The sequence below is a fragment of the Sorangium sp. So ce1014 genome, assembly GCF_051521505.1.
Classification (GTDB): Bacteria; Myxococcota_A; Polyangia; order Polyangiales; family Polyangiaceae; genus Sorangium.
The window spans coordinates 7,997,104-8,009,640 of record NZ_CP150356.1; the positions used below are offsets into that span (position 1 = coordinate 7,997,104).

General features: G+C 74.2%; 8 protein-coding genes. 4 read left to right on the forward strand and 4 right to left on the reverse strand.

Features of this window, described 5'->3' with window-relative positions; translation table 11 throughout:
- The first annotated feature begins 173 nt into the window (after nt 1-173).
- Nucleotides 174-1,037, forward strand: a complete 864-nt coding sequence (locus tag WME75_RS30130; RefSeq protein ID WP_437478279.1) for a fibro-slime domain-containing protein — start codon at nt 174-176, stop codon at nt 1,035-1,037.
- Nucleotides 1,038-1,169: 132 nt separating this feature from the next.
- Here the strand turns inward: WME75_RS30130 and WME75_RS30135 are convergent, their stop codons facing one another.
- Nucleotides 1,170-3,458 (reverse strand): M20/M25/M40 family metallo-hydrolase, encoded by a 2,289-nt coding sequence (locus tag WME75_RS30135; protein ID WP_437478281.1) that lies wholly within the window; start codon nt 3,456-3,458, stop codon nt 1,170-1,172.
- A 70-nt stretch (nt 3,459-3,528) separates the two neighbouring features.
- Nucleotides 3,529-5,838, reverse strand: coding sequence for a hypothetical protein (locus tag WME75_RS30140; protein WP_437478284.1), 2,310 nt, complete (start codon nt 5,836-5,838; stop codon nt 3,529-3,531).
- A 331-nt stretch (nt 5,839-6,169) separates the two neighbouring features.
- On the opposite strand from WME75_RS30140, the gene WME75_RS30145 reads away from it, so the two are divergent.
- Entirely contained in the window at nt 6,170-6,457 is a 288-nt protein-coding gene (locus tag WME75_RS30145; protein WP_437478287.1) for a hypothetical protein, read from the forward strand.
- 37 nt (nt 6,458-6,494) lie between these two features.
- On the opposite strand, the gene WME75_RS30150 is transcribed toward WME75_RS30145, so the two are convergent.
- A complete protein-coding gene (locus tag WME75_RS30150) occupies nt 6,495-7,571 on the reverse strand; it encodes an SMP-30/gluconolactonase/LRE family protein (protein WP_437478290.1) in 1,077 nt (358 codons plus the stop codon).
- A 48-nt stretch (nt 7,572-7,619) separates the two neighbouring features.
- The gene (yedA, locus tag WME75_RS30155) at nt 7,620-8,921 is read right to left on the reverse strand and encodes a drug/metabolite exporter YedA (protein ID WP_437478293.1); all 1,302 of its coding nucleotides are present in this window, start codon (nt 8,919-8,921) and stop codon (nt 7,620-7,622) included.
- Between the two features lie 155 nt (nt 8,922-9,076).
- Between yedA and WME75_RS30160 the strand changes: the two genes are divergently transcribed.
- Complete coding sequence (locus tag WME75_RS30160) at nt 9,077-10,525, forward strand: PLP-dependent aminotransferase family protein (RefSeq protein ID WP_437478296.1); 1,449 nt, start codon at nt 9,077-9,079, stop codon at nt 10,523-10,525.
- A 192-nt stretch (nt 10,526-10,717) separates the two neighbouring features.
- Nucleotides 10,718-12,460: a hypothetical protein gene (locus WME75_RS30165; RefSeq protein ID WP_437478299.1), complete on the forward strand. Its 1,743-nt coding sequence runs from the start codon at nt 10,718-10,720 to the stop codon at nt 12,458-12,460.
- Nucleotides 12,461-12,537 lie beyond the last annotated feature (77 nt).

The following is a 12,537-nucleotide window of genomic DNA, read 5'->3' on the forward strand; positions in this document are numbered from 1 at the left end:
TACCTACCAGCGCGTCTCCTGTGGACCGGCCGCTGTCGCGTCGTCACAATTTTGTGCTTCGACCCGCTATGATGGCGGGATAAGATCGTTTTCTCCCTTGCGCCCTGGGCCGGCGTTTGGTTTGGCTGCCCTGGCGCGTGTCCGCGCAACTCACGCTCAGAAGGAGGCTTCGCATGCTTCAGCCGCTGCAATCGAATTGGTGTGCTCCGCTCGCAATGATGCTGGTCCTGGCCGGGGTCGCCTGTGGCGGCGGCGACGGTGAGTCGACCGGCTCCGGGGACAGCTCCGGCGCCGGGGCTGGCGCGGGCGCGGGCGCGGGCTCGAGCGGCGACGACTTCGGAAGCGGCGTGACGGGGCCGGGCGCGGGCAGCGGCAGCGGCAGCGGCAGCGGTTGCGACGCGAACCTCACGGGCATCGTGCGCGACTTCCGCGCCTACGACCGCGGCGACGGGCACCCCGACTTCGAGACGTTCACGGGCAGCGGCCTGAAAGGCATCGTCGAGCGCGAGCTGGGGCCGGATCAGAAGCCCGTCTATGCGCACCAGGGGGGCACCGAGCACACGACCGGGCCGGCCGAGTTCGAGCAGTGGTATCGCGACGTGGAAGGGGTGAACATGCCGATCCAGTTCACCATCACGCCCACGGTCGACGCGGACGGCATTGCCACCTACGACAACCGGGCGTTCTTCCCCATCGACGGGGAGGGCTTCGGGAACGAGCGGAGGGAGCACAACTTCCACTTCACGTTCGAGCTCCACATGAAGTTCGTTTACAACGGCGGCGAGGTGTTCTCGTTCAGGGGCGACGACGATCTCTGGGTGTTCATCAACAACCGGCTCGCCATCGATCTCGGCGGCCTCCACAGCCCGCAGTCCGACGAGCTCGACCTCGATGCCATGGCCTCCGAGCTCGGGATCGTGCCCGGCCAGGAGGTTCCGCTCGACTTCTTCCACGCCGAGCGGCACACGAGCGAGTCGAATTTCGTGATCCAGTCGACGCTCGCGTTCACGAACTGCGAGCCCATCTTCGTCGACTGAGCACGGCGCGCGCGGCGCCCGGAAGAATTTGAGTCACAGAGGACACAGAGCTTCTTTGTTCTCTCCTCTGTGTCCTCCATGCCTCTGTGGTTCGAACTCTCATGAACCCACGGACGGCGTGGCGACGCGGCGCTAGAACCGGAACGACCCGCTGACGAACGTCGAATCCGCGAGCCGGTAGGGCACCCCCATGATCTCCCTCGGCCGCGGCCCGCGCGCGAGCTCGCGCGGGAGCTCATAGGTCTGGTCCATCAGCCGGATCTCGAGCGGCCCGGAGTCCTCGACCTCCAGCGACCACTCGATGCCTCCGGGCGGCAAGCCCATGTAGGTGAATCCCCAGCGGACGTTCCTCCCCGCCGCCGCGCCGCGGGCCGACTCCTCCACGCGCCGCCCGTCCACCTCCGCGCGGATCACCTCGGTCGGGGACGCCACCTCGGCGAGCAGCCAGGGGGCTCCCCGGGGCGACGCGACGCGGACCCGGAGCGACCGGACGCCGCCGCGCACCGCGTCGTCGAGCACCGTGAGCGAGGGCGGCGGGAGGGCGAGGGACGGCGCCTCGCTCTGGTGCGTCACGCTCACGAACGGCACCGTGAACGAGGGCGACTGCTCGCGCTCCGCCGGGAAGTACCCGGCGGTCCACGGGTCGAGGTCCCGGTCGGCCGAGAGCCAGTGGGCCTGCTCGGCGGCGGTGTCGAGCGCGTACGCGAGGCTCGCCGGCCGGGGCTCTGCCTCGGTGAAGCCGAGGGGCGCGCAGGCGACGGCGAGCGCCGCGAGGCCCGGGAGGGCGAAGGCGAGCGCGAGCCGCCGCGAGAGGCCGCCGCCGAGCAGCTCGGCGTGCGGCAGGAAGAGCCCGAACACGAGCGCGACGGCGAGGGCCGGCGCCGCCGCCATCGGCAGCCCCAGCGCGACGAAGAGCAAGTACGGGCCGGGCACGGCCAGCGCGACCACCGGCACCGCGGCCGCGACGAGGAGCGCCGCGTCCGCGAGCGTGGGAGGGGCGTCGCCGCGCCGGATCGTCACGGCGAGGCCGAGCAGGGCGAACGCGAGCGGCCAGGCGAAGTAGAAGCTCGCGCCCGGCATGAAGAGGCTCGCCCCGACGAGGAGCAGCAGCCACAGGAGCAGCGCGCCGAGGGCGAGCTCGCAGGCGCCGAGGCGCCGCCGGAAGAGCCGGTAGCCCGCCGCGGAGACCGCGAGCGCGGCGAGGGCGAGCGCGAGCCGGAACGCGGGCGCGTTGTACGGCTCGAACGGCATCGCCCGCAGCACCGGGTGGACGCGCCGGAGGATCCACCCGAGCCCGCCCACCGCCACGGCGGCGCCGGCGAGCAGCGCCAGAAAGGCGAGGAATCCCGCGGAGATGCGGCCGAGCGAGGCGACCCTCCGGCGCCGCGCGACAACGACCGCGCCGGCGAACAGGCCGGCGACAAGCGCGGCGATCGGGAGCGCCCAGCCGATCGGGTGGGAGACGACGTGGGCGCCCCAGGTGTTGAAGTACACCGCGTCCTCGCCGTCCCGGTGCCGCAGGTCGAGCCCGCCGAAGCGGCGCGCGAGCGAGAGCGCGTAGTCCCCGGCGTGCTGCACGCTCCGGAGGTCGAGGTTGCTCAGGGTGTCGGACGGCGTGTGGTAGTGCGCGGCGTCGTCGCTGAAGGCGAAGTTCAGCCCGGGGATGCCGGCCCGCTTGAAGACGCTGAAATCGGTGCTGTGGCCCAGCCGCCGCGCGACCTCGGGGAAGAGCGACGACGCGATCGGGAACGGCGCGGCGCGGGCGAGCTCGCGGACGGGAAACGCGTCCCCGGGCCCGGTCTCGAACATCGCGACCACGCCGCCGGCGCCGCGGGCGTCGAAGTTGAGCGCGATCCCCACCTCGCCGCTCAGCGGGTGCTCGTCCATGAACGCCTTGCCGCCGAGCACGCCTCCCTCCTCCGCGTCCGTGAACAGGAGCAGCACGTCGTTGCGCAGCGGTGGGCCGCTCTTCAGCGCGCGCAGCGTCTCCAGCAGCGCCGCCACCCCGCTGCCGTCGTCGCCCGCCCCCGGACTGCCGGGCACCGTGTCGTAGTGCGCCACGAGCGCGACCGCCCGGGTGCTGTCCGCGCCCGGCAGCCGCGCCACGAGGTTCTCGACGTGCGCGGCGTCGTACGGCAGGCCCCACTGCCGGCTGAGGACCGAGGTGCTCTGGATCTCGGCCTGCACGCCGAGCTGCGAGAGCTGCGCGAGCAGGTAGTCGCGCGCCCGCCGGTGCCCCGCCGAGCCCGTGGGGCGCGGCTCCGCGGCGATCTCCAGGAGGTGCGCCCTGGCCCGCTCGGCCGAGAACACGTCGGGCGGGGCGCTGGCCGGGACGACGCTGGGAGGGCTCAGCTGCGCGATGCGCAGCGCGACGAGCGCGAGGAGCGCGAGGGCCAGGGCGAGACGGGGCGACCGCGCCATGCCGCGGTCGTATCACCGTTGTGCGGCGGCGCAGAGCGCACAGCTCGCCCGCCTTCGCCCGGGCTCCGAGTCAGCCCACCGGCGGCGCGTGCCTCGCGCCGCCCTGCGGCTTGCCGCCGCCCCCACCGGGCCGGTCGATGTCCGGGCCGTCGTCCTCGGGCCGGCGCGACAGGCGCATCGCCGCGCGCCGGTAGAGCTCGGTGAGCGGCGCGCGGTGCGCGGCGAGGAGGATCGTCGCCCCGGCCAGCCACAGCAGCGCGAGCGGCACGAGCGCCGAGGACGTCGTGTAGATGAGCACGGGGTGGAAGACGCGATCGCGCGTGACGAGCTCGCGGCTCGCCTGGACGGCACGGTCGTAGTCCGGGAGCGTCAGCGCCACCGGCGTCACCCCCTCCAGCACGGCGCCGCCGGGCGCGAGGGAGCCTCCGCCCTTGGCCTTGGCCTGGTCCTCCGTGCTGGCGATGCGCGCGGACGAAGACGGCGCCATGGACGTCTCGTACGAGGAGTTCCATCGCTCGCCCCGGTAGCGCCCCGCCGAGACCGCGAAGAGCCCGACAAGCAGCGCGACGCCGCCCATGCCGAGCAGCACCACCATCGCGACCGCGCGGCTCGTGCCCTTGAAGAGCCGCCCCACGAGCCACGCCGCCCCGGCCGTCGCGATCCCGACAAGGAGCGCCACGAACGTGGCAGGCGCCACGAACCACAGGCCCGCCATGATCAGCCCGCCCAGCACGCGCAGCGCGCGCAGGCGCCCGCGGCCCGGGGCCCCGCCGGGGCGGACGGCGATCCACGCCGCCACGAAGCCGAACACCACGGCGACGGCGTCGCCCGAGTCCGCGAACCACACCGGCCGGTCCCCGCCGAGCAGCGCGAGCGGCACCACGAGCTCGGGCAGCCCGACCGTGAGCGCCACCTCGCTCGCGGTGAGCGGGTAGCTCGGCATCGGCAGCTCCATGGATCCGCCGAGCGGACGCACCACCGCCTGCGCCAGCGACTGCACCTGGATCCTGTGGCTCCCCGTCTGCAGGGGCACGAGGACCTCCTCCGCGGCCGCGCCCTGGTGCATGATCCGCTGGGCCTTGCCGTCGGTGGCGAGGAAGATCGGCCGCCCGCCGGGCGCGTAGGTCAGGTAATCGATGCCGTTGTTCTCGTAGGTCAGCGCGTCGTCGGCCACGAGATCCCCGCGCTCGGTCAGGATCAGGGTGCGGCGGTGCTCGCGCACCACCGCGGCGAGCACGTCGACGCCCGCGAGCGGCTCGACCTCGACCTCGACGCGCTGCCCCCGCTTCAGGAGCAGCAGCCGCGACGTCGCCTGGGTCCGCGGGATCGGCGACTCGGCGGCGTCGACCTGGCGAATGTCGCCCTTCACCGTGAGGCGGTGCTCCACGTCCGACTCGAACAGCCACCACTCGTAGGCGGAGCGCGGATCGGGCGAGAAGCCCCCGACCTTCGGGAGCGTGCCCGAGATCGTCATCTCGGCGGTGCGGCCCGACGTGGGCAGCACGAGCTCCCCGCCCTCGACCCGGAAGCCGCTCGCGCCGGTGACGTCGAGCACCTTCTCGCCGAACGCGAGCGGCAGGCGCACCACGCCGAGGTCGCTGCCCGACCGCAGGACGAGCCGGTACTCGAAGCTGACCTCCCGCCCGACGCGCACCGCGCGCGCGAGCTGGAAGACCGTGGGGCCCGCGCTCTGCGCCGTCGCGCCCCCGTCGCGGGTGAAGTGGAGCGTCGCCCCCGAGAGCCCCGAGAGCTGGGCGCCCTCCGCGACCGAGCCGCCGGTGACGTCGGCCTCGAATGTGTTGAGCGGACCGGCCACGAGCAGCGTGAGGTCGCCCTCGAGCCACAGCGAGCCTCGGAGCACGAAGCGGCGCGCGGCCGTCCAGAGGTAGTAATGGCCCTCCGCGAAGCTGATCGGCGCGGCCTCGCGGCGCGACGCGGGCCTTCCATCGTCGAGCACGGCCTCGATGCGGAGGTGCGCCGGCGGCCCGAAGAGCGGGATCGCCACCGGGCCGTCCGCGAGCACGCCGCCCGAGAGCTCGAACTGGAGCGGCCCCTCGCCCACCGCGCCGGTGATGCGGAGCCGGTCGAGCGCGTAACAACGCTCCGCGCACCGCCCCGCGCCGCGGCGCTGGTCGACCCAGCGGGAGAGCATCTCCAGCTGGCCTGCCCACGAGTCCGGCGGAGGCCCAAGCGCCTGTGCCTGGGCCTGCGCCGCGGCCGCCTTCGCCGCGGGCGCGGGCGCCGCGCCCGCGGCAGGCGCCGCCGTCGGCTCGCCCGGCCCCTGCGCCCGCGAAGGCAAGGGAACGGCGAGCAGCAGCAGCACCACGAGGAGCCAGAAGAGCCTTGAAGGCGCCGCCTTGTTCCAGCGCGCTAGCGACATAGGGAAACTCCCTTCCTTGACCTGCCGAGCGAACGCGATGGCCGCCGCAGCGTCCTCATCAAACAACCTAGTGAAAAACGACTGCAACAAAATCGACATGAACCCTTGACAGTTAACGCATTGCGTCGCAGTGTCGTGACGTCGCGCTTGTGCCTCCGACGGGCCCACCGAGTGGCGCGGTTGGCTGGCATGGCCGCGCGGCGAGGCCCCTCGCTCCAGTGCACATCGCGTCTTGCGGCGACGCGCGGGACCGGGGGGTCTGCGCTCGATTGGATCCTTTCTGTACGCCCGCGGCCGTCGCGGGAGGACAAACCGAAGTGGGAGGCAGAGCATGAGTGAGACCCAGAGCATCACGGAGCCGAAGGCCGGAAACAGCGTGAACGGGAGCGCCGCCCCCGCAACTCCGGCGGACGCGGGCGCCGCGGCGCCGGCGACAAAGCCGCCTTTCGTCGAGACGCTGCGCGAGCTGGGCACCTCCTGGGCAGAGGTGGCGATCGGGTATGGGCGGATCGCGCTCGAGCACGCCGCGCGCACCCTCGACCGGACGGCGGGAAAGCTCGGCGAGCTTCAAGGGAAGCTCAAGAAGGGCGACGTGGCCGCGGCCGAGGGCGCCCGCTGAATTGCCACTGATCCGGCGCGCCGCCGAGGAGCGTTCATCACGGCGCTTCTGGCGGCGCGGGGACCGGCGCGCCGATGATGCCGACCGCAACAGCGTAGATCGAGCCGGCTGCGCCCCCGACATAAAGGGTCCTTGTATCGAAGCCGGGGCCCGATCCGAACTGCGCATTGGCGACCCCGGTCGGAAAGCTCGCCAGGAGCTCCGGCCCTCCCAGGGCCGCACCGCCCCGATCGAGCCGCACGCGATAGAGCGCTCTGTCCTTGTTATCGAGCGTGTAGAGGTGACCGCACGTGTCGAGGACGAGCCCATCGAGCGTGGCCGACGCGACCGTCGCCACGAGCGCGGGCCGCGCGTCGGGGGCGGCAAGGTCGATCCTGCGGATCTCGCCCGCCGAGGAGTTCGTGTAGAAAACCGCCCTTCGCGCCGGGTCGAAGACGATTCCGTTCGGCTGGCTCACCTCGGGAGCGCCGCTCGCGATCTCGTCGACCGTGGCGTCGGGGTTGAGGCGGAGCACCCGGCCGCCGGCGAGGTCCGTCGCCCAGACGTTGCCGTCCGCGTCCGGAGACAGACCGTTCGGGTCCTGGAGATCCTCGACGTACTCGGAGACGATGCCGGTCGCCGAGATCTGGACGACGTCGCCCTGGTCGGGCCGCGCCGCCACGAGGGTCCCGTCGGACCGATAGCGCAGCCCGAGCACGTCGCCCGGCAGAGACGCGAAATTCGAGGTGTGCCTCGTGGCGTCGAAGCGAACGAGGTTCGGCCCCTGCTTCGCGACGAGGTAACCCTGGCCATCGAACGCGAAGTCCTCGCTGCCGCTGAACACGTTTGTGACCAGCGTCGGCTCGAAGGGCCCTGGCGCGACCGCCGCGCACTCGCCCGTCGGGCCCCCGCCCGCACCCACGCCCACGCCCACGCCCACGCCGCCGCTGCCCGCCGCCCCGCCGCCGCCTTCACCGCGGCCGCCTTCACCGCCGCCCGAGCTCGCGCTGCTCGACGTCGCGTCGGCCCCGCCGCCCGACGTCGCGCCGGTCGTCTCGCCGATGTCGCCGCCGCAGGCCGAGGGCGCACCTGAAAGGAGCAGCGCCCATCCGAGCAGCCGGTAACCTCTCCTCATCTACCTCGCCTCCTCGCGGCGCACACTACACGTCGCCCCCCGCATTGCCTACGGTCGACGGCGTTCGTGCAGCGCGGCATCCATCCGGCGCCCCGTCCGGAGACCACCACCGCGGCGCCCCGCGTTGCCCCACGCGGCGCCAGAGCGGGGGCCACCGGCACAGGAGACGAGGACGACGCCGGCGCCGACGATGGCAGCCGCCGCCCACGTCGTCGCGGAGGCGCGCTCGCCGCCGAGCAGGATGCCGAGCGCGATGGCGACGATCGGGTTCACGTAAGCATAGCTCGTCGCGATCGCCGGGCGCGTGTTCCGGAGCAGGAACGTGTACGCGCTGAGGGCCACGATCGACCCGAACACCGTCATGTAGCCGAGCGCGAGGAGCGATCGCGCGGACGGGGGCGCCGCGAGGTGCTCGCCGGTGAGCGCGCTGATCCCGAGCATCACCGGGCCCGCCGCCAGCATCTCCGCCGCGACCGCCATCGGCCCCTCCGGCAGCGGCAGCGAGCGGCTGTACAGCGAGCCGAGCGCCCACGCCACGGGGGCCAGCACGATGAGCAGCGCCCCGGCGTGCGCCGCGTGGAGGTCGCCGCCGAGGTGGAGCAGCGCCGCGCCGGCGAACCCGACGAGGAGCCCGAGCCACTCGCCCCGGGAGACCTCCGGGGCCCCGGCGGACGCGCCGCGCGCGCCGCGCGCGGTCGTGAACAGCGCCAGCCAGAGCGGCATCGTGGACACCACGACCGCGGCGACGCCGGAGCTCACCCACTGCTGCGCGACGACGACGAGCCCGTTGCCGAAGACGAGCAGCAGCACCCCCACCCGCGCCGCCGCGCCCCACTGCCGCAGGGTCGGGCGAGGGACGCCGCGCAGCCGGAGCCCCCCGTAGAGCAGCGCGCCCGCCGTCACGAAGCGCACCCCGGCCAGCAGGAACGGCGGCAGCGTCTCGAGCGCGATCGAGACCGCCAGGTACGTCGAGCCCCAGATCAGGTACAGCGCGGCGAGCGAGAGGAGCACGAGCCAGCTCCCCCGCGCCCTCGCGAGCGCCGCCCGCGCCCTCTCGCTCGCCGCGCGCACCGTCCTCTGCGCCTCGCCCGCGGCCACCGCGATCTGCGCCGGCTCGAGCGCCTCCACCACGAGGAGCCCGCGCCCCTCGCCTCCATAGCTGGCCCCCGCCTCCAGCACCACGTCGTCCGGCTCCCCCTCCCGGGTGAGCCAGACCGAGCCGGCGGTGCAGCTCAGGAGGAGCGGCCCGCCCCGGAGGCGGTGCGTCCACAGGCCCCCCTTCCCCAGCTCGATCCGCGACGACTCTCGGAGGCGCGAGCGCGCCTCCGGAACAAGTGAGGTCAATTTCATGCCGCCCAGCTTGGGCTCAAGCGAGCGACCGGCACAGAGGCAGTCCGCCCAACATTGAGGCCAGCACAGTTCGCGAAACCGGCAACTGTGCTGGTCCTCACGCTCGCCGGCTGTACCGGTACCGCAGCGCCCGCCCGGCTGTACACTCGTCCCTCGTGCTGGTGCCCATCGAAGCGGAGGCCGAGGCCCATCTCTACGATCGCGTCGCCGCGCACATCGCCGATCTGATCGCGCGCGGCGCGCTGCGGTCGGGCGACCGGATCCCCTCGGTGCGGCGGCTCAGCCGGCAGCAGGGGGTGAGCGTCGCGACGGTGCTGCAGGCGTACCTGCAGCTCGAGAACCGCGGGATCATCGAGGCGCGCCCGCAGTCGGGGCACTACGTCCGCGCCCGGCGCCTCTCGGCGCTCCCCGAGCCGCGGGCCGCGCGCGCCTGCACAACCGCCTCGCGCGTCAGCGTGAAGAGCCTCGTCTCGAAGGTGTACCGGGCCTCCCGGGATCCGCACATCGTCCCGTTCGGCGCGGCCTGCCCGAGCCCCGAGCTCCTGCCCACCGACAAGCTGAACCGGATCCTCAGCGCGATCGCGCGGAGCGCGGGCGGCGCGGGCGTCTCGTACGACCCGCCACCCGGCCTGCCGGCGCTGCGGCGACAGATCGCCCGGCGCTCGGTCGAGTGGGGCGTCGCGCTCTCCGCCGACGACCTCGTGACCACGGTCGGCGCCATGGAGGGGCTCCACCTCTGCCTGCGCGCGGTCGCGCGCCGCGGCGACACGGTCGCGCTGGAGTCGCCGGCGTACTACGGGCTCCTCCAGCTCATCGAGAGCCTCGGCATCAAGGCGCTCGAGGTCCCGTCGCACCCCCGCACCGGCATGGACCTCGACGTCCTCGAGGAGATGCTGGGCCGCCACCGCATCAAGGCGTGCCTCGCGATCCCGAACTTCAACAACCCCCTCGGCAGCGCCATGCCCGACGAGGCGAAGGAGCGGCTCGTCGCGATGCTCGCGCGCCGCGAGGTGCCGCTCATCGAGGACGACATCTACGGCGACCTGCACTTCGGCGACGTCCGCCCCCGCCCGGCGAAGGCGTTCGATCGCAAGGGCCTCGTGATGCTCTGCTCATCGTTCTCGAAGACGATGGCGCCGGGCTACCGGGTCGGCTGGACGGCCCCCGGCCGCTTCCTCGACGAGGTCGAGCAGCTCAAGTTCGGGCAGAGCGTGGCGTGCGCGACCTTGCCGCAGATGGCGGTCGCCGAGTTCCTCGAGATCGGCGGGTACGACCACCACCTGCGGACGCTCCGGCGCCGGCTCGCCGCCCAGGTCGCACGCATGAGCGAGGCGATCGCCGAGCACTTTCCCGCCGGCACCCGCGTCTCGCGCCCGGCGGGCGGCTTCGTGCTCTGGGTCGAGCTCCCGCCCGGCACGAGCGCGCTGGACGTGCACGAGCGCGCGCTCGAGCACGGCATCAGCATCGCGCCGGGGCCGATCTTCTCGGCCAAGCACCGGTTCTCGAACTACATCCGGGTGAACTGCGGCTACCCGTTCACCGACCTCACCGAGCACGCGATCCGGACGCTCGGGCGGCTCTGCGCCGAGGCGTCGGAGGCGTGACCCGCCCGCCGAGACGGCGAGGGGCGCCCGCTCGTCGGGACGGCGACGGCGTGCCGCGGCGGACGGCGCGGCTGATCCCTGATGGCGGCGCCCTGGATGCCGTACCCGCCCTGAAGTAGAACCTCGTCGCTCGCCACGAGCGCCTCCGACGAGCCCACGACCTTGCGTCCCAGACATCCCGCGTCCCTTCCTTTGCCCGCGCCCCCGCCGCCGCCCGGGCTCCGTCCCTCCGGGCCCGCGTGCGCGACCCGTCCGTCGCCCGCCCGCGCGGCCTGGGCGCTCGCGGCCCTGCTGGCGGTCGCGCCCGCCTGCAGCGCCGGGGCGACCGCCTCGCCGGGCGCGCCGACGCCCGAGGCGCTGCGCGCGCTGCCGGATCGCATCGACGGCAGCACCCTGCTCGGCAGGGACGCGCAGCGCGCCGCCGAGGCCGGCGCGGGCCCGCTCCGGGTGATCGGCGCCGACATGGCGTCCGACGGCGATCGGGTCGGCGCCTTCGTCGAGGTGCCCGCCGGGGAGTGCATGCTCGCGATGGCGCGCGTCTCGCCCACGATCGGCGACGTCGACCTGTTCGCCTTCGAGGACGACGGCAGCGCCTTCTCCACGGACGAGGCCGCCGACGCGCGCGCCTCCATCCTCGTCTGCCCGCCGCACCCGCGGCGGCTCTATGTCATGGCGCGCGTCATGTCGGGCGCCGGGGCGGTCAGCGTCGGCGTGCAGGGCGTCCCGCTCAAGGCGGCCGACGCCGTCGCCCGCGCCGTCGGCGCGCGCGGCCGGGCCGGCGACGAGAGCGGGCGGCTGGAGTCGTGGCCCGGCCTCGAGGCGAAGGTCCGGGCGCACCGCGGCGCGATCGGCGCGCGCTGGGAGGACGTCCGGCGCGTCGCGCTGCCCGTCGGCTCGAGGACCGCGAGCCGCATCGGGGCCACCCTCGAGGGCGGCCGCTGCATCGACGTGCTCGTCTCGCCGAGCGACGAGGTCGCCTCGCTCGAGGTGGTCGCGGAGGACGAGACCGGCAGGATCGTCGCGCGCGCCCGCGAGCGGGGCCAGGATCGCCTGCTGCTCCTCTGCTCGACGATCTCGATCGAGCTCTCGATCGCCGTCCGCTCGCGCGGCACCCAGGGCCTCGTGGCCGTGGTCGTCGGCCGCTCGCAGCCGGGCGCCGAGGCGGAGATCTCCGGGGCCACGCCGATCGAGCGCGTGACCGAGAGCCGCGACCTCGCCGAGGCGCGGGCGGCCCACGGCCGCGCGCTCGCGGGCCGGGGCTACGGCGCGCCGCGCGTGTCGACCGGGGCCGCGCGGCTCGGCAGCCGCACGACGCTCCCGATCGAGCTGCCGGCCGGCTGCGCGCGGATCGACGTGCTGGCCGGCAGGCCGCTCGCCGACGTGCTCGCGGAGCTCTGGAGCGACGCCCACGCCCTCCTCGGCCGCGCCCGGGGCGGCGCCCGGGCGACGCTCTTCGCCTGCGGGAGCGGCGGCCCCGCCCGGATCGACGTCGAGTCGATGGCGCAGCCCGGCCCGTTCGCCGTGGAGGTCCGCAAGGAGCCCAAGGCCCCGCCCGCGCTCGTCGCGCACCCGCTCGCCGCCGCGAGGCTGCTCGGGCGCATGAGCGCCGCCGGCCTCGTCGACGCCGCGGCGGCCTCCGGCGCCCAGACGGTGGCGCTCGACGCCTCGCGCCTCAAGATCCTCCCGCTCCAGATCCCGGCCAACACGTGCGCCGAGGTGATCGCGGCGCTCGACGCCGGGGGCGCCGGCGTCGATCTGCGGCTCGTCGACACCTCGACCGGGGAGAGCTCGCTCGCCCGCGCGCGCCATATCGTGTCCGACAGCCGCTGCGCCGGCGCCTCGCCCGTCCCCGCGTCGATCGAGCTCCGGCTCGCCGACGGCAAGGGCGAGGCCCTCGTGCTGACCCGCACCTCCTCCCGAGCGCCGTCGCCCTGAGGCCGCCGCCGCGGGGCGGCGCCCCCGCAGGCTTGACAGCGGACACCTCGGAGCCCTCAGATACGGCCGAGAGGCCC